General features: G+C 61.6%; 20 protein-coding genes and 1 other RNA gene. 11 read left to right on the top strand and 10 right to left on the bottom strand.

From position 1 onward, the window contains the following. Nucleotides 1-49 precede the first annotated feature (49 nt). From ACSSVH_RS25180 to ACSSVH_RS25205, 6 genes are all read right to left on the bottom strand, one after another. Nucleotides 50-1,054, bottom strand: coding sequence for an extracellular solute-binding protein (locus ACSSVH_RS25180; RefSeq protein ID WP_169955004.1), 1,005 nt, complete (start codon nt 1,052-1,054; stop codon nt 50-52). A gap of 163 nt (nt 1,055-1,217) precedes the next feature. Next, entirely contained in the window at nt 1,218-2,435 is a 1,218-nt protein-coding gene (locus ACSSVH_RS25185) for a 2-octaprenyl-3-methyl-6-methoxy-1,4-benzoquinol hydroxylase (RefSeq protein WP_432755787.1), read from the bottom strand. Nucleotides 2,436-2,444: 9 nt separating this feature from the next. Continuing rightward, nucleotides 2,445-2,930 (bottom strand): DUF4442 domain-containing protein, encoded by a 486-nt coding sequence (locus ACSSVH_RS25190; protein ID WP_169955005.1) that lies wholly within the window; start codon nt 2,928-2,930, stop codon nt 2,445-2,447. After that, on the bottom strand, nt 2,923-4,110 hold the full coding sequence (gene ubiH / locus ACSSVH_RS25195; RefSeq protein ID WP_492633861.1) for a 2-octaprenyl-6-methoxyphenyl hydroxylase: 1,188 nt from the start codon (nt 4,108-4,110) through the stop codon (nt 2,923-2,925). Before ubiH ends, ACSSVH_RS25190 begins: the two co-directional genes overlap by 8 nt. Next, a complete protein-coding gene (gene pepP, locus ACSSVH_RS25200) occupies nt 4,107-5,429 on the bottom strand; it encodes a Xaa-Pro aminopeptidase (RefSeq protein ID WP_169955007.1) in 1,323 nt (440 codons plus the stop codon). Before pepP ends, ubiH begins: the two co-directional genes overlap by 4 nt. Nucleotides 5,430-5,449: 20 nt before the next feature. Next, entirely contained in the window at nt 5,450-6,007 is a 558-nt protein-coding gene (locus tag ACSSVH_RS25205; RefSeq protein ID WP_492633862.1) for a YecA/YgfB family protein, read from the bottom strand. A 137-nt stretch (nt 6,008-6,144) separates the two neighbouring features. On the opposite strand from ACSSVH_RS25205, the gene ACSSVH_RS25210 reads away from it, so the two are divergent. From ACSSVH_RS25210 to ACSSVH_RS25225, 4 genes are all read left to right on the top strand, one after another. Then, on the top strand, nt 6,145-6,354 hold the full coding sequence (locus ACSSVH_RS25210) for a TIGR02449 family protein (protein ID WP_057440444.1): 210 nt from the start codon (nt 6,145-6,147) through the stop codon (nt 6,352-6,354). Then, on the top strand, nt 6,351-6,668 hold the full coding sequence (locus ACSSVH_RS25215; protein WP_029289530.1) for a cell division protein ZapA: 318 nt from the start codon (nt 6,351-6,353) through the stop codon (nt 6,666-6,668). Before ACSSVH_RS25210 ends, ACSSVH_RS25215 begins: the two co-directional genes overlap by 4 nt. Nucleotides 6,669-6,698: 30 nt before the next feature. Next, nucleotides 6,699-6,877, top strand: a non-coding RNA gene (ssrS, locus tag ACSSVH_RS25220) — 6S RNA. Between the two features lie 56 nt (nt 6,878-6,933). Next, nucleotides 6,934-7,569 carry a 5-formyltetrahydrofolate cyclo-ligase gene (locus ACSSVH_RS25225; RefSeq protein ID WP_492633863.1) on the top strand — a complete coding sequence of 212 codons (636 nt, stop codon included), beginning with the start codon at nt 6,934-6,936 and terminating at the stop codon, nt 7,567-7,569. 2 nt (nt 7,570-7,571) lie between these two features. Here the strand turns inward: ACSSVH_RS25225 and ACSSVH_RS25230 are convergent, their stop codons facing one another. After that, nucleotides 7,572-7,721, bottom strand: coding sequence for a hypothetical protein (locus tag ACSSVH_RS25230; RefSeq protein WP_169955010.1), 150 nt, complete (start codon nt 7,719-7,721; stop codon nt 7,572-7,574). A gap of 195 nt (nt 7,722-7,916) precedes the next feature. Here ACSSVH_RS25230 and ACSSVH_RS25235 point away from each other — a divergent pair, with 195 nt between their 5' ends. The 5 genes from ACSSVH_RS25235 (at nt 7,917) to ACSSVH_RS25255 (ending at nt 13,850) form a co-directional block, all read left to right on the top strand. Beyond that, a complete protein-coding gene (locus ACSSVH_RS25235) occupies nt 7,917-8,366 on the top strand; it encodes an EVE domain-containing protein (protein WP_170042107.1) in 450 nt (149 codons plus the stop codon). 86 nt (nt 8,367-8,452) lie between these two features. Further along, nucleotides 8,453-9,418, top strand: a complete 966-nt coding sequence (locus tag ACSSVH_RS25240) for an HlyD family secretion protein (protein WP_492633864.1) — start codon at nt 8,453-8,455, stop codon at nt 9,416-9,418. Next, nucleotides 9,415-12,132: a ribosome-associated ATPase/putative transporter RbbA gene (gene rbbA, locus ACSSVH_RS25245; protein ID WP_169955013.1), complete on the top strand. Its 2,718-nt coding sequence runs from the start codon at nt 9,415-9,417 to the stop codon at nt 12,130-12,132. Before ACSSVH_RS25240 ends, rbbA begins: the two co-directional genes overlap by 4 nt. Next, complete coding sequence (locus ACSSVH_RS25250; protein ID WP_492633865.1) at nt 12,132-13,250, top strand: ABC transporter permease; 1,119 nt, start codon at nt 12,132-12,134, stop codon at nt 13,248-13,250. The genes rbbA and ACSSVH_RS25250 overlap by 1 nt, the downstream gene beginning before the upstream one ends. 150 nt (nt 13,251-13,400) lie before the next feature. Then, entirely contained in the window at nt 13,401-13,850 is a 450-nt protein-coding gene (locus tag ACSSVH_RS25255) for a hypothetical protein (protein WP_432754765.1), read from the top strand. A 62-nt stretch (nt 13,851-13,912) separates the two neighbouring features. Here ACSSVH_RS25255 and ACSSVH_RS25260 read toward each other — a convergent pair whose 3' ends face one another. Continuing rightward, nucleotides 13,913-14,320 (bottom strand): flagellar basal body-associated FliL family protein, encoded by a 408-nt coding sequence (locus tag ACSSVH_RS25260; RefSeq protein WP_169955016.1) that lies wholly within the window; start codon nt 14,318-14,320, stop codon nt 13,913-13,915. Nucleotides 14,321-14,469: 149 nt separating this feature from the next. Between ACSSVH_RS25260 and ACSSVH_RS25265 the strand changes: the two genes are divergently transcribed. Further along, on the top strand, nt 14,470-15,450 hold the full coding sequence (locus ACSSVH_RS25265) for an NADPH:quinone oxidoreductase family protein (protein ID WP_492633866.1): 981 nt from the start codon (nt 14,470-14,472) through the stop codon (nt 15,448-15,450). A 288-nt stretch (nt 15,451-15,738) separates the two neighbouring features. Continuing rightward, nucleotides 15,739-17,076, top strand: coding sequence for a glycerol-3-phosphate transporter (gene glpT, locus ACSSVH_RS25270; protein ID WP_057440450.1), 1,338 nt, complete (start codon nt 15,739-15,741; stop codon nt 17,074-17,076). On the opposite strand, the gene ACSSVH_RS25275 is transcribed toward glpT, so the two are convergent. Together ACSSVH_RS25275 and ACSSVH_RS25280 are read right to left on the bottom strand one after the other, a co-directional pair. After that, nucleotides 17,060-17,725 (bottom strand): gamma-glutamylcyclotransferase, encoded by a 666-nt coding sequence (locus ACSSVH_RS25275; protein WP_169955018.1) that lies wholly within the window; start codon nt 17,723-17,725, stop codon nt 17,060-17,062. The genes glpT and ACSSVH_RS25275 overlap by 17 nt on opposite strands. A gap of 26 nt (nt 17,726-17,751) precedes the next feature. Continuing rightward, nucleotides 17,752-20,139, bottom strand: a complete 2,388-nt coding sequence (locus ACSSVH_RS25280) for a TonB-dependent receptor plug domain-containing protein (protein WP_492633867.1) — start codon at nt 20,137-20,139, stop codon at nt 17,752-17,754. Nucleotides 20,140-20,409 lie beyond the last annotated feature (270 nt).

Raw genomic sequence — 20,409 nt, forward strand, 5'->3', positions numbered from 1 at the left:
ACAAGCCGCTCCCACATTAATTAGAACTGCGGCGTGCTACAAATTGTACTCAGTTCCAGCCCGCGCGATCCATCAGGCGAATCGCCTCGGCCTGGCGCTTGCCCGCCACTTCCACCGGCAGGGTGTCCGCCTTGAACTTGCCCCAGCTCGCCACTTCAGCCGAGGGTTCTACCGCAGGGTTGGCCGGGAACTCCTGGTTGACGTCGGCAAAGATCTTCTGCGCCTCAGGCGTAGTCATCCACTCCACCAGAGCCTTGGCGGCTTCCGGGTGCGGGGCGTACTTGGTCAGGCCGATGCCCGACAGGTTGACGTGCACGCCACGGTCGCCCTGGTTCGGCCAGAACAGTTTCACCGCCAGTTTCGGGTCCTGCTTGTGCAGGCGGCCGTAGTAGTAGGTGTTGACGATACCCACATCGCACTGCCCGGCGTTGATTGCCTGCAGTACCGCAATGTCATCGGAGAAGACGTCGGTGGACAGGTTATTGACCCAGCCCTTGATGATTTCTTCAGTCTTTTCTGCGCCATGGGTTTCGATCAGGGTGGCGGTCAGCGACTGGTTGTAGACCTTCTTCGCGGTACGCAGGCACAGGCGGCCTTCCCATTGCTTGTCGGCCAGGGCTTCGTAGGTGGTCAGCTCTGCCGGCTTCACGCGGTCGGTGGAGTAGGCGATGGTGCGCGCCCGCAGGCTCAAGCCCGTCCAGGCATGGCTGGAGGAGCGATATTGTGCAGGGATGTTGGCGTCGATCACCTTGGAGGTGAAGGGTTGCAGAATGCCCATCTGCTCGGCTTGCCAGAGGTTGCCACCATCGACGGTCAGCAGCAGGTCGGCGGTGGCGTTCTGGCCTTCGGCCTTGATGCGCTGCATCAGCGGCGCTTCCTTGTCGGTGATGAACTTCACCTGCACCCCGGTTTTCTTGGTGTAGGCGTCGAACACCGGCTTGATCAACTCGTCGATACGAGAGGAGTAGACCACCACTTCGTCAGCCGCCTGGACGGTGGTGCTGGCGATAAGGGTGAGTGCCAGGGCAGTCAGGAGGCGCTTGGGTGCCAACATAGGTGCGGTCTCTCGTAGGAAAAGTGAGCGCAAATGATAAGGACTCACATTTAGCATCTCAACCAAACACTGGGCGCAGGCGTTACGAGATGTTGCATGGGAAGAATTTACCCTGCGGCAACCGGCCTCATCGCCGGCAAGCCGGCTCCTAGCGGGAACGCACTCAGGGCTTGGCCAGGTCCGGCAGGTCGCCGGTCAAGCCCAGCGCCTGACGCACAAACAGCGCCTTGGCCTCGGGCATTTGGTCGACCAATTTCAGCCCGGCATTGCGCAACCAGCGCAACGGCAGCTGGTCGGCCTGGAACAACCGTTCAAAGCCCTCCATCGCCGCCATCAGCGCCAGGTTGTGCGGCATGCGCCGGCGCTCGTAGCGACTGAGCACCTTCACATCTGCCAAGCGTTCACCGCGCTCGCACGCCTTTAGCAGCACCTCGGCCAACACCGCGGCGTCGAGGAAGCCCAGGTTCACGCCCTGCCCCGCCAACGGGTGAATAACGTGGGCGGCATCGCCAATCAGCGCCAGGCCTTCGGCGACGTAGCGCTTGGCGTGGCGCTGGCGCAGCGGTACGCACAGGCGTGGGTCGGCACTGACCACGCTGCCCAGGCGACCCTCAAAAGCGCGCTCCAGTTCACCACAGAAGCTTTCGTCGTCCAGGGCCATCAAGCGTTCGGACTCGCTCGGCGTGGTCGACCAGACGATCGAGCACCAATCTTCCTGGCCATCGCGCACCAGCGGCAGGAACGCCAGCGGGCCATGGTCGGTGAAGCGCTGCCAGGCCGTACGCTGGTGCGGCTGGCTGCTGCGCACGCTGGTGACGATGGCGTGGTGCAGGTAATCCCATTCGCGTGTGGCGGTGCCGGTCAGGCGGCGCACGGCCGAGTTGGCGCCGTCGGCGGCGATCACCAGCGGCGCGCGCAGGGTGCGGCCATCGGCCAGGGTCAGCAGCCAGTCATCGCCGGAGCGGCGCATCTGCTCCAGGCGTGCATTGGCCAGCAGGCCCAGGTCGCAGTCGTGCAGGCGCTCAAGCAGGGCGTCCTGGACCACACGGTTTTCGACGATATGCCCCAACACCTCGGCATGCACACTGGCCGCCGAGAAGTGGATCTGCCCGGTGCCGCTGCCATCCCAAACCTGCATTTCGCCGTAGGGGCTGGCGCGGCGACTGGCGATGCCGTCCCACACGCCCAGGCGGTCGAGGATGCGCTGGCTGGCGGCCGACAAGGCGCTCACCCGCGGTTCAAACGGAGCATCAGCGTCAAATGGCTTGACGCTCAACGGGCTGCCGTCGAGCAGCAGCACTTGCAGGCCACTGCCCTGCAACGCCAGCGCCAGGGCGCTTCCGACCATTCCGGCCCCGACAATCAGCACATCTGCGCGCATGTCCATGCTTTATGCCTGTTTCGCTGGCGGCTTGCGCCGCACGTAAAGGGTTTTGTCGACTCGCGCCACCAGGGTGCCGGAGCCGTCGTAAATCTGCACCTTGAGGTGCGGCAAGTATTTCTCGCCGCCCTCGGTCTGGCGTCGCACTTCATCGAGCAAGGCCTGGTCGATGGAGAATTCGGCAAACACCGGGCCTTTGCCCGGCGAGATGAAATCGATGCTCGCCGCCTTGTCCCAGACGATGTAGTCGCGGCCCAGGTTCTCCATCAGCATCAGCATGTAGAACGGGTCGACCATCGAATACAGGCTGCCGCCAAACTGCGTACCGACGTAATTGCGGTTGTACCAGCCCAGGCCCATGCGCACCTTGGCGTGACAAAAGTCGGCACTCAGGTGCTGGACCCGCACCCCGGCGCCGAGGTACGGCGGGTACAGGCTCAAGAACCACCGTAACAACCGCGCCTTGCCCAGGCGCTCCGTCAGCCACTTACGCATCGGGGCGCGTGCCCAGGCCCATGGCCTGCCGGGCGAACCAGCGTTTGGCCGGCGGCAGCAGGTCCAGGCCCAGCAGGCCGAGGTTACGGCCCATGGCGACCAGCGGTTGGCCGCTGCCGAACAGGCGGGTGACCTGGTCGGAGAAGCCCACGGTCAGTTGTTGATCCAGGCGCTGGCGTTCGCGGTAGGTCTGCAAGGTCGCCAGGTCACCCGGCACGGCGGGCCCGGACAGCAACGCCTCGGCCAACGCATAGGCATCGCGCAGGGACAGGTTGAAACCCTGGCCGGCAATCGGGTGCAAGCTGTGGGCGGCGTTGCCCAGGACCACCAGGTGCGAGCGCACTTGCTCCTCGGCCTCCACCAGCGTCAGCGGATACAAGTGGCGCGCGCCGACCTGTTTCAGGGTGCCCAGGCGATAGCCAAACACGCCCTGCAACTCGCTGAGGAAACTGCGCTCATCCAACTGCGCCAGGCGCTGGGCGTCCATGCCGACGCGGGTCCAGACCAGCGCGCAACGGTTGTCCGCCAGCGGCAGCAAGGCCATCGGGCCTTCGTCGGTGAAACGCTCGAACGCCTCGCCGTTATGGGCTTCGCTGGGGGTGATGTTGGCGATCAGGGCACTCTGGTTGTAAGGCCGTTGCTTGACGCCAATGCCCAACTGCTCGCGCAGCCCGGAGCGGCCACCATCGGCCAGTACCGCAAGGTCGCACTCAATGACGGTTTCATCGTTGAGGGTCAGGCGGTAGCCATCGGCCAGCGGTTCCATGCGGCTGACTTCTGCGGGGCAGCGCCAACTGATCACGTCTTTGTCCAGGCCTTGCCACAGGCACTGCCCGAGCCAGGCGTTTTCCACCACATAGCCCAGGGCCGGTACGCCCTCTTCAAGGGCCGACAAGCGTGCGGTAGAGAAGCGCCCACGGTCGGAAACATGGATTTTCTTGATCGGTTCGGCACGTCGGGAAATGTCTTGCCATACACCCAGGCGCTGGTAGATCTGCCGCGCGCCAAAGGACAACGCCGAGGAACGCGCGTCGTAGCTCGGCTGGTAGCTGTCGCCAGGGGCGAAGGGTTCGATCAGCACGATTTTCCAGCCACGGGCCTTGGCCCCGGCCTGCAATGCCAAGGCCAGGCTGGCGCCCACCAGGCCGCCACCGATAATCGCCAGGTTGACCCGGCTCATCGGGCGGCCGCCATCAGTGCTTCAATCTCGGCCACGGTCTTGGGTACGCCACCGGTCAGAATTTCACAGCCTTGCTTGGTCACCACCACGTCATCCTCGATGCGCACGCCTATGCCACGCCATTTCTTTGCCACGTTCTGGTTGTCCGGGGCAATGTAGATGCCCGGCTCCACGGTCAGGGCCATGCCCACTTCCAGCACCCGCCATTCGCCGCCGACCTTGTACTCGCCCACATCATGCACATCCATGCCCAGCCAGTGCCCGGCGCGGTGCATGTAGAACGCCTTGTAGGCTTCGCTGGCGATCAACTCGTCCACATCACCCTGCAACAAGCCCAGCTTCACCAGCCCCGCGGTGATGACTTGCACCGTCGCCTCATGGGCCTGGTTCCAGTGCTTGTTCGGCGCGATCTGGGCAAAGGCGGCGTCCTGGGAGGCCAGCACAATTTCGTAGATCGCCTTCTGCTCGGCCGAGAACTTGCCATTGACCGGCCAGGTGCGGGTGATATCGCTGGCATAGCAGTCGATTTCACAACCGGCGTCGATCAACACCAGGTCCCCGTCCTTGAGCAGCGCGTCATTCTGCTGGTAGTGCAGGATGCAACTGTTGCGCCCCGAGGCGACGATGGAGCCATAGGCCGGCATCTTCGCCCCGCCCCGGCGGAATTCGTAGTCCAACTCGGCTTCCAGGCTGAACTCATGCAACCCGGCGCGGCTGGCCTGCATCGCCCGAATATGGGCCGCGCAGGAAATCCGCGCGGCTTCGCGCATGACCTTCACTTCTGCGGCGGATTTATACAGGCGCATGTCGTGCAGCAGATGATCCAGGGCAACGAATTCGTTCGGCGGCTGCGCACCGAGGTGCGCCTTGGAGCGGATCACGTTGATCCACTCCATCAGGTGCCGGTCGAATTCGGCATTGCTGCCCATGGCCGAGTACACCCGGTCGCGGCCTTCGATCAGGCCGGGCAGGATGTCGTCGATATCGGTAATCGGGAACGCATCGTCGGCGCCGTATTCGCGAATCGCGCCTTCGGTGCCAGCGCGCAGGCCGTCCCACAATTCGCGCTCGGCGTTGCGTTCACGGCAGAACAGCACGTATTCGCCGTGAATGCGCCCAGGCATCAGCACAATCACCGCTTCGGGCTCGGGGAAGCCGCTCAGGTACTGGAAGTCGCTGTCCTGGCGGTACACGTGCTCGACATCACGGTTGCGGATCGCCACGGCAGCGGCCGGCAGGATCGCGATGCTGTTGGGTTCCATCTGCGCCATGAGCGCCTTGCGGCGGCGGGTGTATTCCGCTTTGGGGATATGGATCATGGGCAGGTGGGTTCCCTCTCTTAGTGCAGCGACGGCTTGGTTGCAGCAGGTTCAGCAGACTTTTTGTTCTCGGTGAACAGCAGCAACGGCGCGACGCGCAGGTATTCCATGACTTCCATATAGTCGCCTTCGCCGTCTTCGGATTCTTCCAGGGCATCTTGCACCTGGGAGATGGCTGCGAGGTCCTGCAACACTTCCTTGGCGTCGGTGCTCAGCTCCAGGCCGCCGGCGTTCACGCCAAAGCCATGGAGGAAACCCTGGCACCATTGGCCCAGTGCAGCGGCACGCTCGGTGAGCGACGCATCGTCGGTTGGCAGCAGCAGGACCACGGTGACGTCATCACCGGTCAGTTCGCCTTTAACCATTTCTTGCAAGCCGATCAACGCGTTGCGCACGTTTTCGGTAGGCTCGGTTTCCAGCAGCTCGGCCACGTCGGCCAGCCAGGTGTCGGCGTCAAAACCGACGCCGGTGCAACTACGGCCCAGCAGCACGCCATGCAGTTCGGCAGGCGAGCAAGGGTGACCGCTGGAGCTCAGCAGTTTGGAAAAAGCGTCGTACGGGGAGTTCTGAATAGGCATGATGAGCTAGGCGCCAGGCGGCGCGATGTCTAGAATGAAGCGCTGTATCCTAGCACCGGCAGACGCACCCGACTATCAAGGGCGTCAGATCGTTTATCCTGCAGTTGCCATTCATCAGACAAATCCAGTGGAACCCTATGGAAGACGCCGACTTGCAAGCGCTGATGGCCAGACTCGAATTGCTAATTACCCGGGTCGAGCAACTAAAGAGTCAAAACGGACTCCTATTAGCTCAGGAAAAGACCTGGCGCGAGGAACGCGCGCACCTCATTGAAAAAAACGAAATCGCCCGGCGTAAGGTCGAATCGATGATTTCGCGCCTGAAGGCCCTGGAGCAAGACTCATGAGTTCAAGCAATAGCGTCACCGTGCAGATTCTCGACAAAGAGTATTCGATCATCTGCCCCCAGGAGGAGCGCAGCAACCTGGTGAGCGCCGCCCGCTACCTGGATGGCAAGATGCGTGAAATCCGCAGCAGCGGCAAAGTCATCGGCGCCGACCGTATCGCCGTGATGGCCGCGCTGAACATTACCCACGATTTGCTGCATAAGCAGGAACGCCCTGACGTACAGGCCAGTGGTTCGACACGCGAGCAAGTGCGTGACCTGCTCGAGCGCGTCGACCTGGTGCTTTCTACCGACCAGGAACCACCCAAGGGCTGATCGCCGCGTCTATTTCGGGTATACTCGCCTCACTCCCTGGCGTGCTTGCCAGTCGGCGATGTCCCTGAGCCGATTCGCACTACCCTGGAAGTTGCACGTTGGGCTGGTGTGCATGTCCGCTAGACGGAAAGCCTTAAAGCCTACTGCATCTTCCACCTTGAACTTTCGGGTTCAAGGGCTAAGTCGACAGCGGTTCTGTCGGGGAGCCTGATTCCCAAACTCAATGCCAGTCCCCGGACTGGCATTGTTTTATGAGCCGAACACCATGACCGAACCTGCGCCACTTTCCCGTCCGCACCTTCGACGCATGTTGCGCAAGGCCCGCCGCGCCCTGACGCCAAGCGAGCAACGCCAGGCCGCGCTTGGCCTGTATCGGCAACTGGCACAGCACCCGCTGTTTCGCCGGGCCAAACATATCTCCCTGTACCTGTCGACGGATGGCGAAATCGATCCGCGCTTGCTGCTGCGCACTGCCCAGCGCCGGGGCAAGGCCACCTACCTGCCGGTGCTCAGCTCCTGGCCACGGACCAAGATGGTGTTCCAACGCGTGCGCCCTGGGGAAAAGCTCGCGCCCAACCGCTTTGGCATTCTTGAGCCACGGGTCAATGTCGGGCGCCAGCGCAAGGTCTGGGCCCTGGACCTGGTGCTGCTGCCGTTGGTGGGTTTTGATGATGCGGGCGGGCGGCTGGGCATGGGCGGCGGTTTTTACGATCGCAGCCTGGCGTACCTGGCGCGCCGCTCGTCGTGGCGCAAGCCGACGCTGCTGGGGCTGGCCCATGAGTGCCAGAAGGTCGAACGCCTGGCGCAGGCAAGCTGGGACGTGCCGTTGAATGGCACCGTTACCGATAGAAGATGGTATGTCGCAGAGGGGACGCCGCTGGACTCAACGGCGCCGAAATAGCGTCAACGCTTGAAGGTTTGTTGTTGCTGCTGTGCAAATTCAACCGGGGCTTGGGTCTTGTTCGACCATAGGCTTTGCGCATACCCGGTGGTCACGACGCCCAGACCGAACAAAATAACCAAAATCCATAGTAAATCCGGTTTGCGTTTCATCGATTGCCCCCCTTCAGGCATATCACACACGATGACAGCAACGTTCCAAAGTAGTCCGTTCCAGCTGCGTCAAGCTTAAAATCCCGGCATTCTGCGTTAACGTGAACCAACACGCAAACCTTGGCGTCAACCGACCGTCGGTTTGTCATGAAATTGACAGACAAGCTGCCCAATCCCCTGCAAAGGAGCAAAACCATGGCCTATTGGCTGATGAAATCCGAGCCCGATGAGCTGTCCATCAAGGGCCTGGAAAAACTCGGCGAGGCGCGCTGGGACGGCGTGCGCAATTACCAGGCGCGCAATTTCCTGCGGGCCATGGCCGTGGGCGACGCGTTCTTCTTTTACCACTCCAGTTGCCCGGAACCGGGCATTGCCGGCGTAGGAAAAATCATCGAAGCGGCTTACCCCGACCCGACCGCGCTGGAGCCTGATAGCCATTACTTCGATGCCAAGGCCACCCCCGAGAAGAATCCGTGGAGCGCCATCACCGTGGCCCACGTCGAAACCTTCCCCAAAGTCCTCGGGCTGGGCTACCTCAAGCAACAGACGGCCCTGGCCGAATTGCCGCTGGTGCAAAAAGGCAGTCGCCTGTCAGTGATGCCAGTCACAGCGGAGCAATGGGCGGCGGTCATGGCGCTGCGCTAACGCCTAACGGTATTCATTTGACCGGTATCAACGGCTATCGGTTACGATCCCGGCAAACTAGGACGCTAACACCGCAGGATGCACCCATGTCGACGTCACATCGCAGTTCGCAATTCTTCGCCTTTCTCCTGATTTTGCTGTTGGTGGCCGCCGGCGGCTTCGGTTACTGGAAGTCCACCCTCGACCGCCTGCCGGAAGGCTTGAGCATGGGCAACGGCCGACTGGAATCCACCGAAGTGCAGATCGCCACCAAGATCCCCGGCCGCCTGGCCGAGGTGCGGGTCGATGAAGGCGACAAGGTGCTCAAGGGCCAACTGCTGGCGCGTATCGACACCCGCACCCTGGAAGCCCAGCGTTCCCAGGCCGAAGCCGAAGTACTGCGAGCCAAGGAAAACTTCGCTGCGGCCCAAGCCAATGTGCAACTGCGCCAGAGCGAAAACCTGCTGGCCAGCCAGGAACTCAAGCGGACCCAAGAGCTGTACCGCCGCGGCTTCGCCAGCGCGCAGTTGATCGACCAGCAGCAGGCACGCCAGAACACCGGCAATGCGGCGGTGGTGGCCGCCCAGGCCCAGGTGAATGCGGTCAAGGCCGCCATTGGTGCCGCCGAGGCCCAGGTGGCGCAACTGACCAGCGAAATCGACGACAGCAGCCTGCGCGCGCCCATCGACGGCATCATTCAACTGCGCCTGGCCGAACCTGGCGAAGTGCTCGGCGCCGGTGGGCGGGTGTTGTTGCTGATCGATCCGAATGACCAGTACATGAACCTCTACCTGCCCGCCTCCGTCACTGGTCGCCTGACCGTGGGCAGTGAAGCGCGGATCGTGCTCGATGCCCTCCCGGATCAGCCGCTGCCAGCGAAAATCAGCTTTGTCGCGGCCAAATCCCAGTTCACCCCCAAAGAAGTGGAAACCCGCGACGAGCGCCAGAAACTGGTGTTTCGCGTCAAGCTGCGCCTGACTCAACCAAGCGCCGTGCCCCAGGCCAAGCCCGGCATGCCCGGCGCCGGCTACGTGCGCACTGCCGAGCTGGACTGGCCGGCCAACCTGCAATGAACGGGCTGGCGCTGCACGCCACGGGCATCAACCACCGCTACGGCAAGCAACAGGCGCTGATCGACATAGCCTTCAGCCTGCCGGCTGGCACCCGCTGCGGCCTGATCGGCCCCGATGGCGCGGGCAAGTCGAGCCTGCTGGGCTTGATCGCCGGGGTCAAAAAGCTGCAGACCGGTGACTTGCAGGTGCTGGGCGGTTCCATCGAAGACCGCCGCCACCGCAACAGCCTGTACCCGTTGATCGCCTTTATGCCCCAGGGCCTGGGCGGCAACCTGTATCCAGAGCTGTCTATCAGCGAGAACATCCGTTTTTTCGCCACCCTGTTTGGCCTGTCCACAGCCGATTGCGACCAGCGCATGCACAACCTGTTGCTGGCCACCGACCTGGCACGCTTCGCCGACCGCCCCGCGGGCAAGCTGTCGGGCGGGATGAAGCAAAAACTGGGGCTGTGCTGCGCGTTGATCCACGATCCGGACCTGCTGATCCTCGATGAACCGACTACCGGCGTCGACCCTTTGTCACGCCGGCGCTTCTGGGAACTGGTAGAAACCGTACGCAGCGAGCGCCCACAACTGACGCTGCTGGTGGCCACGGCCTACATGGAAGAAGCCGAGCAGTTCGAGCACTGCCTGATGCTCGACCGCGGCAAGCTGATTGCCGATGGCCTGAGCCGTGACCTGGCTGCTGTTACGCCCAGTGGCAAGCTGGATGAAGCCTTCACCCATTTCCAGGGCGACAGCGCGCACAACAACCAGCCGCTGGTGATCCCCCCTCGGGCTAACGACAACACCGATATCGCCATCGAAGCCCACGACCTGACCCTGCGTTTTGGCGACTTCACCGCTGTCAACAAAGTCAGCTTCGCCATTGGCCGTGGCGAGATCTTCGGCTTTCTCGGCTCCAACGGCTGCGGCAAGACCACCACCATGAAAGTCCTCACCGGGCTGATGCCGGCCAGTGAAGGCAGCGCCACGCTGCTGGGCAACCCGGTGAATGCCAAGGACCTGGCGACCCGCAAGCGCGTGGGTTTCATGTCCCAGAGCTTCTCGCTGTACGGCGAACTCAGCGTGCGCCAGAACCTGGTGCTGCACGCACAGCTATTTGATCTGCCCAAGGCCGACAGCGGCCCACGCATCGAAGAATTGATCCAGCGTTTTGACCTGGGCAGCGTCGCCGAACAACCCTCCGGCGAGTTGCCCCTGGGCTTGCGTCAGCGCCTGTCCCTGGCCGTGGCGGTGCTGCATCGCCCGGAAGTGCTGATCCTCGACGAACCCACATCGGGTGTGGACCCCGCCGCCCGCGACGATTTCTGGCGCTTGCTGGTGGAGTTGTCCCGCGAGCAAGGGGTGACGATTTTCCTCTCCACCCACTTTATGAACGAAGCCCAGCGCTGCGACCGCATCTCGTTGATGCACGCAGGCAAGGTGCTGGCCTGCGACACGCCAGACGCCCTGCAACGACAATTCCACGGCGAGACCCTGGAAGCCGCGTTCGTCACCTGCCTGGAGCAAGCCCAGCAAACCCCGGAAACCGCCGCGCCCAGCGCGAGCGTCAGCACGCCGACCACGCCGCCCGTCAGCAAGCGCGGCTTCAGCCTGGCGCGCCTGCTGGCGGTGGCCAGCCGTGAAGGCAAGGAACTGCTGCGCGATAAAGTGCGCATGGCCTTTGCCCTGCTCGGGGCGATTTTCATGATGGTGATCTTCGGCTACGGCATTTCCCTGGACGTGGAGAAGCTCGCCTTCGCCGTGTATGACCAGGACCAGACGCCGCAAAGCCGCGCCTATCTGGAGGCCTTCCGCAGTTCGCGCTACTTCGCCGAACAGCCGCCGATCACTGATTCGGCCGAGCTGCACCGGCGCCTGCAACGTTCGGAAATCAAACTGGCCTTGGAAATTCCCCCGGGCTTTGGCCGCGACCTCTACGCCGGGCGCCAACCAGCGGTGGCCGCCTGGCTCGATGGAGGTATGCCGTTTCGCGCCGAGACCAGCCGCAATTATGTAGAAGCCGTACACCAGGCCAACCTGCAGCAACTGGCCGAACTCAACAGCACACCGCTGTCCCAACCGGCCGCGGCCAAGCTGGAAACGCGCTTTCGCTACAACCAGGACGTGGTCAGCGTAAATGCCATCGGCCCGGGTGTGATGGCGCTGATCCTGGCGTTTATCCCGGCCATGCTCACCGCCCTGGGCATCGTGCGCGAGAAGGAACTGGGCTCGATCACCAACTTCTACGCCACGCCCCTTACCCGCCTGGAGTTCCTCCTTGGCAAACAGGCGCCGTACCTGGTGATCAGCCTGATCAACCTGGCCTTGCTGGTGGCGATGAACCGCTGGCTGTTCGGCGTGCCGTTCAAGGGCAGCGGCCTGACCCTGGCGTTTGGCGGCCTGCTGTATGTGCTGGCCACCACCAGCATGGGCCTGCTGATTTCCGCGTTCACCCGCACCCAGATCGCGGCGATCCTTGGCACCATGATTATCACCAGCCTGCCGACCATCCAGTTCTCCGGGTTGATCGTGCCGCGCTCGTCCCTGGAAGGGGCGGCGGCGCTGATGGGGATGCTGTTTCCGGCCGGTTACTTCCTGGATGTCGCCGTCGGCACCTTCACCAAAGCCCTGGACCTGCGCCAACTGTGGCCACAGTGCCTGGCGCTGTTCGGGTTTTTCCTGGGGTTCACCGGGCTGAGCCTGGTCATGCTCAAGAAGCAGGAGGCCTGATGCACAAGTTCGCCCATATCCTGCGCCTGGGAGTCAAAGAGCTCACCAGCCTGCGCCACGACAGCGTGCTGCTGCTGTTTCTGTTCTATGCCTTCACCGTCGCCATCTACATGCCGGCGGCCGGCTCGGTGATTGGCGTGCATAACGCCAGCGTGGCCTTTGTCGATGAAGACCACGGCCAATTGTCGCGCCAGTTGGCCGAAGCCCTGCAGCCACCGGAGTTCCAGCCTGCCGTGCCACTGCCCTACGACCAGTTGGACAAGGTCATGGACAGCGGCCAGTACACTTTCGTGATCAACGTGCCGGCCAATTTCCAGGCCGACCTGTTGGCCGGACGCCAGCCGAGCGTGCAGGTCAACGTGGATGCCACCGCCATGAGCCAGGCGTTTATGGGCGCGGGCTATATAGGGCGGATTTTCCAGCGCGAACTGCTGACCTACGGCGGCCAGTCCGACGCCAGCCAGCGCGCGCCAACGGCCCTCACCACCCGCGCGTTGTTCAACACCAACCTGGAAGGTGGCTGGTTCCTGGCGGTGATCCAGATCGTCAACAACATCACCATCCTCGCCATCGTACTGACCGGCACCGCCCTGCTGCGCGAACGCGAGCACGGCACCCTCGACCATTTGCTGGTGCTGCCGCTGACCGCCCTGGAAATCATGCTGGCAAAAATCTGGAGCAATATGCTGGTGGTGGTGCTGTGTACCTGGCTGTCCCTGGAAGTGGTGGTCAAGGGCCTGCTCGGCGTGCCGCTGGCCGGCTCGTTGAGCCTGTTCCTGCTGGTGACGGCGTTATACCTGTTTGCCAGCACCGCCTTGGGCATCTTCCTTGCCACCCTCGCCCGCTCGACGCCGCAGTTCGGCTTGCTGGCGATCCCGGTGATCATTCCGATGCTGCTGTTATCAGGCGGCAGTACGCCGTTGGACAGCATGCCCGAATGGTTGCAATGGGTGATGCAGGGCTCGCCGTCCACGCACTTTGTGAGTTTGAGTGCGGCGATTCTGTTCCGGGATGCGGGGGTGAGCGTGGTGTGGCCGGATTTGCTGGCGCTGGCGGGAATTGGGTTGCTGTTTTTTGCGGTGGCGTTGGCGCGGTTCAGGAAGAGTCTGGCGTCTTGAACTATCACTTGTGAATTATAAAAAACACTAAGCCTATTAAAAAACAAAATAAAAAACTGTCATTTATGACAGTAGCCGGCATTCCTCTCCCCTTGTTAGCTTGAACAGCCAACCACGAACTTATCGCCGTAGCACCCCGGGAGAGCGAAAATGGTCAATAAATCAGATTCGGATAACAGTGGCTCCAGCGACGCTGCCACCCCAGAGGTCATAGAGATTAAGATCGACTCGAATAACCCCAACGGAAAAACAACAGTTACAGGGGAGTATTCATTGCATGGATATAAAGGAGCGATAGAGGTTGAATACACCTGGAGAAGTAATGTCTACACGATAACTGCGCTCAGATATCTATTCGAGCGTACTGCGGTAACGGGTAAAAACCCCCGCTTCGAAATCACCAGAGACACCGAGGGCCCCATCGGCCCCACATTGTCAGTCAACCCTCCACAAGATGGCCAATGGCACTCTTGGGGTTCATCAATGAGCTACCAAACAGCCAACACAGCACTATTTTTCACTTTCTACTTTATCTTCGACGCGCCCCCCGAGGGAGTATGGAGAACAGATAGAAAAACACTGAAGCTCACTGTGTACTAACTATTACAACCAGCAACTTAGTTGCTGGTTTTTTAAACCATCAAAAGCTCCCCCACTCGGAGCTATTGAATGATCAGGTTGTTAAACAACAAATCCTCAACCACCGGCTTGCCCGTCTCATCGTTCATCACTTGCTGAGCCTGCTTCAGCGCTTCCTGGCGCAACTTCTCCTTGCCCTCGACACTGCCCATGCTCTCGACTGTCTGCTGGGTAAACAACGCCACCAGTTGATTGCGAATCAGCGGCTCATTGGCCTTGATCGCCGCCGCCGCTTCCGGGCCGGTCACGCGCAGGGCCACATCGGCCTTGTATACCCGCAGTTTCGGGCCGCCATCCAGGGCGTAGTTGCCGACAAAAGGCGGCGTCAGGCTGTAATAGCTGACCTTGGGCGCTTCGCCTTCCTTGGCTTCTTCGGCATGGGCTGCCATCGGCAACGTCAGGGCCAGCATCAACAGGATCCACGCTTTCACAGTTCATTCCTCATATTCGGTGGCCAGTAGCATAACGCTAGCAAGGCAGAGCACAAGCTTATGGCGACTTATCAGGCCGGGGCATGCTCGTTGACCCGTGACCTTACCCACCTACACTTATCGGCCAATACGCCAAAAGGAATAGTCCGATGAAAGCCGTGCTGTGCAAAGCCTTCGGCCCTGCCGAAACCCTGGTGTTGGAAGACGTCGAAAGCCCGGCGATCAAGAAGAACGAGATCCTGCTGGATGTGCACGCCGCCGGGGTGAATTTCCCGGACACGCTGATCATCGAGGGCAAGTACCAGTTCAAGCCACCCTTCCCGTTCTCGCCGGGTGGCGAAGCGGCAGGTGTGGTCAGCGAGGTCGGGGAAAAGGTCAGCCACCTCAAGGTCGGCGACCGGGTCATGGCGTTGACCGGGTGGGGCAGCTTTGCCGAGCAGGTCGCGGTGCCGGGCTATAACGTGCTGCCGATCCCACCGAGCATGGATTTCAATACCGCCGCTGCCTTCAGCATGACCTACGGCACTTCGATGCACGCCCTCACCCAGCGTGGCCATCTGGCCGCTGGCGAGACCCTGCTGGTACTGGGCGCGTCCGGTGGCGTCGGACTGGCCGCCGTGGAAATCGGCAAGGCCATGGGTGCCCGGGTGATCGCCGCCGCCAGCAGCGCCGACAAGCTGGCCGTGGCCAAGGCTGCCGGGGCCGATGAGTTGATCAACTACAGCGAAAGCAACCTCAAGGATGAAATCAAACGCCTGACCGATGGCAACGGCGCCGACGTGATCTACGACCCGGTGGGTGGCGATCTGTTTGACCAGGCCATCCGCGCCATTGCCTGGAACGGCCGCCTGCTGGTGGTGGGGTTTGCCAGCGGGCGCATCCCTGAACTACCGGTGAACCTGGCGCTGCTCAAGGGCGCGGCGGTGCTCGGGGTGTTCTGGGGCTCGTTCGCCCAGCGCCAGCCGCAGGATAACGCGGCGAATTTCCAGCAGTTGTTCAGTTGGTATGCGCAGGGCAAGTTGAAGCCGCTGGTGTCGCAGGTGTATCCGCTGGATAACGCGGCGCAGGCGATCAATGACCTGGGGCAGCGCAAGGCGGTGGGCAAGGTGGTCGTGCAGGTCCGCCAGTGATTTGAAATGCAATCAATGTAGGAGCTGGCTTGCCTGCGATAGCGGTGGGCCAGCTACATCGTTGGTAACTGATCCACCGCTAGCGCAGGCAAGCCAGCTCCTACAGTGGGTCTGCGGTGTTCTGAAGAATCTGGTTACGACCCATACTTGTCTATTGGCGACATGTTCGTAAAAGAACATGCAATTACTCCGGTTTCCTGTGTTTGCGGATAAGAGGCGATGCTATTTTCGGTAACGAAACTGTAACATTCGCATCCGCAGTCAAAACAAGAAATTTGGAGCTCTTGAATGTTTGCTTTCTTTCGTCCTGCCCCACACCAGGCACCCCTGCCTGAAGAAAAGATCGACAGTACCTACCGACGACTGCGCTGGCAGATCTTCGCCGGTATTTTCTTTGGCTACGCGGGTTACTACCTGCTGCGCAAAAACTTCTCCCTGGCCATGCCGTACCTGATCGACGAGGGTTACACCCGTGGTCAACTGGGCTTGGCCATGTCGGCAATCGCCATTGCCTACGGCCTGTCCAAGTTCCTCATGGGCCTGGTGTCCGACCGCTCCAACCCGCGCTATTTCCTGCCGTTTGGCCTGCTGGTATCGGCCGGGGTGATGTTCATTTTCGGTTTCGCGCCTTGGGCAACCTCCAGCGTGACCATGATGTTCATTTTGCTGTTCATCAACGGCTGGGCCCAGGGCATGGGCTGGCCGCCAAGCGGGCGGACCATGGTGCACTGGTGGTCGCAGAAAGAACGCGGCGGCGTGGTGTCGGTATGGAACGTGGCGCATAACGTCGGCGGCGGCCTGATCGGCCCGCTGTTCCTGTTGGGCATGGCCTGGTTCAACGACTGGCACGCAGCGTTCTACGTGCCGGCCACCGTAGCCTTGGCAGTGGCGGCGTTTGCCTTCATCACCATGCGCGACACCCCGCAGTCGGTGGGCCTGCCGCCTATCGAGAAGTACAAGAACGACTACCCGGAAGGCTACGACGCCAGCCACGAAGACGAATTCAGCGCCAAGGAAATCTTCGTCAAGTACGTGCTGCGCAACAAAATGCTCTGGTACATCGCCTTCGCCAACGTGTTCGTCTACCTGCTGCGCTATGGCGTGCTGGACTGGGCACCGACCTACCTCAAGGAAGCCAAGCACTTCACCGTCGACAAATCGTCGTGGGCGTACTTCTTCTACGAATGGGCGGGGATTCCCGGCACGCTGCTGTGCGGCTGGATGTCGGACAAGATCTTCCGTGGCAACCGTGGCCTGACCGGCATTGTGTTCATGGCCCTGGTGACCGTGGCGACCCTGGTGTACTGGCTCAACCCGCCAGGCAACCCGATGGTCGACATGATCGCGCTGTTCTCCATTGGCTTTTTGATCTACGGCCCGGTGATGTTGATCGGCCTGCAGGCGCTGGAGCTGGCGCCGAAGAAAGCCGCTGGTACGGCGGCAGGCTTTACCGGCCTGTTCGGTTACCTGGGCGGTTCGGTAGCGGCCAGTGCGGCCATGGGCTACACCGTGGACCACTTCGGCTGGGACGGCGGCTTTGTGCTGCTGATCGGCGCGTGCCTGCTGGCCATCGCGTTCCTGATCCCAACCCTGTGGCACACCAATAGCGTCAGCTCGGCGCGTTAATCGCCGCGACGCCTTTGGCACATCGCTTGAGCCGCGCCTCCAGATTTTTATCTGGCATGGCGTGGCTACGCAGGGCGTTGACGGTCTGCTCGACATAATCGCGAGTGGTGCCGTAACGCCCGCAAGCGCTTTCAAATACCTGGTTCAGCACGCTGTCGGGCAAGTTGCCGGCGTAGCTGGGCAGGTGCCGCTCCAGCACAAAACCCAACGCCTGCACCTGGCTGCCGTCTTCAAGCCGGCAACTGAGCCAATGTGGCCGATACGATGGGTAAGGCATCTCGCGCTGCCACAAGGCATAGAGCGAGGCCTCCAGTTGATCCTCCGGCAGGCGGTAGGCAAAGCCGCTGCACGAGCCACCACGATCCAGGCCAAACACCAGCCCCGGTAATTCCGGCGTGCCCCGGTGCTCGTGGGACCACAGGTACAGGCCCCGGTGATACCCATGGACCCGGGCGCGCAGGCGCTGGGTTGCCGAACACTCGGGACGCCAGATCAGCGAGCCATACGCAAACAGCCAGACCGGCCCACCCTTGTGCAGGCCCATGGTGGCTTGCATCGAGCTCATCAATTGTTCGTGAGTGAGTTGCGGCCCCAGATCGAGCCGCGGTGGGTAAGCCAATTGCAGACGTTCGGATTCAATAACGGTCATGGCAGATCGCTTAGGTCTCCTGTGCATTACCAGTTATAGGCGACTTTACCGTAATAGAACGCGCCGCTGTAACCGTAAGGCGAAAAAGTGCTATAGGCCAGGTTGCCGCCACTGCTGGCGTAGGCATTGAGCTTTTCCGGGTATTTGTCGGTCACGTTGTCGCCGCCCACGGTGAAGGTCCAGTTGTGCAATTTGTAGTCAGCCGACAGGTCCAGCACCCAGGCGGCCTTGAAGGTCTGGTCGTTGACCTTGTCTGCCTGGTAGCTGGTGAATTCGCCATAACGCACCAGGTTGCTGTGCAGCGCCCAGTTGCCGAAGGTGAAATCGTTGGCCAGGCTCAACTTGTGCTGGGGCGTGGTGTCGCCCAGCAAGCCGATGCGCTCGCGCCGGTCGACCCGCACCAGGTTGGCGCCCAGGCTATCGAGAATGGCCGGGTTGGCCTTCACGTCCGTGACCTTGGTGTGGTTGTAGTTGTAGCCCACAGTGCTGTTCCAGCGGATGCCGTTATCCAGTTGGTAGCGGTAGTTGGCCACCAGGTCGACACCATCGGTGCTGGTGTCGGTGGCATTGGTGAAGTAACGGGCGGTGGTGTAGTCGATGTTGCCGACACCGTTGGCCTGCAGATAAGCGCGAGTCGCAGCGTTGAGCGCGAGGTTGGACGACAGGCTGATACGGTCGCGGATATCGATACGGTACACGTCGACCGTCACCGTCAGGTTATCCGCGGGCTCCAGCACCAGGCCCAGGCTGTAGTTGCGCGACTTTTCGGCCTTGAGGTCTTCGGCGCCGAGCAGGCGGGCGACCTGGCTGGTGGCCGGGAACGTGCCGGCTTCCTGGATAGTGTTGCCGATCAACTGCGACGAGGTGTAGGCAAAGTTCTGCTGGGCCAGGGACGGTGCGCGAAAGCCATTGGAAATGCTGCCGCGCAGGGCCACCTGCGGGGTGAAGTCATAGCGTGCCGACAGCGAGCCGCTGACGTTGGAGCCAAAGTCGCTGTAGTCCTCATGGCGCACCGCCGCCGAAACCCCGAGCTTCTCGGTGAAATTGGTTTCCAGGTCCAGGTATTGCGCCCAGTCGTGGCGCGAGGTGCTGCCGGCGTCGGCATCACGGAAACCGCCGAGGCCCGAACTGCCGGTCTGGTAGTAGGACGCCGGCTCACCGGCTTCAATCTCATAGCCCTGGTGCAGGTACTCACCACCGAAGGCCACCGACACCGGGTACGGCAACCAACCAAGGTCGAACTCCCGGGACAGGTCCAGGCTGAGCTGCTTCTGTTCGTTGCTCAGGGTGCCGTTGTCGAACTTGCGCGGCGTCGCCAGGCCCAGGGAGGTGTTGATGGTTTCGGTGCGCAGTTCGTACTGGTTCTTGCCGTAGTTGGCCGACAGGTCGTAGTGCCAGTCATACGCCAACTGCCCACGCAGGCCGGCCACCAGCGAGGTGTCTTCGAGGTTGCCACGGATCAGCGGCAGGTAGCCATTGGGGTTGAGCGCCGGGATGTTGTTGGACGCATTGCTCGCCCGGTAAAACGCCGCCGTCTCGCCGCGCCGCTTACTGTAGCCACCAAAGGTGTAGAACTCGGCAGCATCGTTGAAGGCATAGCCGGCGTTCAACCACAGCTTGCCTTCGTTGGTCGAGGGTTCGCCCTGGCGGAACACCCGCTGGCCGTACGTGGTAGAGCCGACGCTGGCCGGGCGGTAATCGTGGCCGGCGCGATTGGTGTAGTCATTGTCGGCGCCTTCGGCGGAGAGGTTGATAAACCCATTCTCGCCCACTGCCAGGCCGGTATTGCCGCTGATGTTGCGCTGGATCCCGTCGCCTTTCTTGTATTGCCCGAACTTGCTGGAAACCGCGCCTCCATGGTCGGTCTGCTTGAGGATCACGTTGATTACCCCGGCAATCGCGTCAGAGCCGTAGCGGGCCGACGCGCCATCGCGCAGCACTTCGATATGGTCGACCGCCGACAGCGGGATGGCATTCAAGTCTGCCGGGGCCGAACCGCGACCGACCGCCCCGCCCAGGTTGACGAAGGCACTGGTGTGGCGCCGCTTGCCATTGACCAGCACCAGCACCTGATCCGGCGACAGGCCGCGCAGTTGCGCCGGGCGCACCAGTTCGGCGCCGTCCACCAGGCTGGGGCGTGGGAAGTTGATGGAAGGAATCAGCCGCGCCAGTACAGCACCCAGCTCATCGGAGCCGGTACTGCGCAGACTTTCGCCGGAAATAACATCAATCGGTGACAGTGAGGCGCTGGCCGTGCGTTCTTGGGCACGAGTGCCGGTGACGATCACCGTGTCGAGTTTTGGTGCGTCCGCAGTCGTCGTTTCAGCGGCGATCACTGGATTGAATCCCACGGCGGTCAGCAAATTGGCTGACAAAATCGCCGTGTACAGCGCGTGTTTGTTGTAGCTCCCCATACCGCTCCCCTTGCAATCAAAAGTCAGAACTTCAATGCCCTGAGTTCATACGATCGATCCGTGTGGCGGACGGTGGCGGTCATTTACTGGTTATTGGCAGAAAGTCGGTGGCCCGATGACATATAGCTTAATGATATTTATCTTGACGAATAAATATCTTTTAAGAATAAGAGAAAGCATAAGCAATGGGCCCCATTCGTCAGGATTGCCCCGGTAAACGTCGTTGTTTCAGCACCGGTTCAGCCTTTACGGGCGGCCTGGCCTCAAGAT

Source organism: Pseudomonas sp. HC1(2025), assembly GCF_058742075.1.

Excerpts from the sequence above, each read along its gene's own strand:
- ACSSVH_RS25180 (WP_169955004.1), bottom strand. The coding sequence starts at position 1,054 with ATGTTGGCACCCAAGCGCCTCCTGACTGCCCTGGCACTCACCCTTATC.
- ACSSVH_RS25185 (WP_432755787.1), bottom strand. The coding sequence starts at position 2,435 with ATGCGCGCAGATGTGCTGATTGTCGGGGCCGGAATGGTCGGAAGCGCC.
- ACSSVH_RS25190 (WP_169955005.1), bottom strand. The coding sequence starts at position 2,930 with ATGCGTAAGTGGCTGACGGAGCGCCTGGGCAAGGCGCGGTTGTTACGG.
- ubiH (WP_492633861.1), bottom strand. The coding sequence starts at position 4,110 with ATGAGCCGGGTCAACCTGGCGATTATCGGTGGCGGCCTGGTGGGCGCC.
- pepP (WP_169955007.1), bottom strand. The coding sequence starts at position 5,429 with ATGATCCATATCCCCAAAGCGGAATACACCCGCCGCCGCAAGGCGCTC.
- ACSSVH_RS25205 (WP_492633862.1), bottom strand. The coding sequence starts at position 6,007 with ATGCCTATTCAGAACTCCCCGTACGACGCTTTTTCCAAACTGCTGAGC.
- ACSSVH_RS25210 (WP_057440444.1), top strand. The coding sequence starts at position 6,145 with ATGGAAGACGCCGACTTGCAAGCGCTGATGGCCAGACTCGAATTGCTA.
- ACSSVH_RS25215 (WP_029289530.1), top strand. The coding sequence starts at position 6,351 with ATGAGTTCAAGCAATAGCGTCACCGTGCAGATTCTCGACAAAGAGTAT.
- ACSSVH_RS25225 (WP_492633863.1), top strand. The coding sequence starts at position 6,934 with ATGACCGAACCTGCGCCACTTTCCCGTCCGCACCTTCGACGCATGTTG.
- ACSSVH_RS25230 (WP_169955010.1), bottom strand. The coding sequence starts at position 7,721 with ATGAAACGCAAACCGGATTTACTATGGATTTTGGTTATTTTGTTCGGT.
- ACSSVH_RS25235 (WP_170042107.1), top strand. The coding sequence starts at position 7,917 with ATGGCCTATTGGCTGATGAAATCCGAGCCCGATGAGCTGTCCATCAAG.
- ACSSVH_RS25240 (WP_492633864.1), top strand. The coding sequence starts at position 8,453 with ATGTCGACGTCACATCGCAGTTCGCAATTCTTCGCCTTTCTCCTGATT.
- rbbA (WP_169955013.1), top strand. The coding sequence starts at position 9,415 with ATGAACGGGCTGGCGCTGCACGCCACGGGCATCAACCACCGCTACGGC.
- ACSSVH_RS25250 (WP_492633865.1), top strand. The coding sequence starts at position 12,132 with ATGCACAAGTTCGCCCATATCCTGCGCCTGGGAGTCAAAGAGCTCACC.
- ACSSVH_RS25255 (WP_432754765.1), top strand. The coding sequence starts at position 13,401 with ATGGTCAATAAATCAGATTCGGATAACAGTGGCTCCAGCGACGCTGCC.
- ACSSVH_RS25265 (WP_492633866.1), top strand. The coding sequence starts at position 14,470 with ATGAAAGCCGTGCTGTGCAAAGCCTTCGGCCCTGCCGAAACCCTGGTG.
- glpT (WP_057440450.1), top strand. The coding sequence starts at position 15,739 with ATGTTTGCTTTCTTTCGTCCTGCCCCACACCAGGCACCCCTGCCTGAA.
- ACSSVH_RS25275 (WP_169955018.1), bottom strand. The coding sequence starts at position 17,725 with ATGACCGTTATTGAATCCGAACGTCTGCAATTGGCTTACCCACCGCGG.
- ACSSVH_RS25280 (WP_492633867.1), bottom strand. The coding sequence starts at position 20,139 with ATGGGGAGCTACAACAAACACGCGCTGTACACGGCGATTTTGTCAGCC.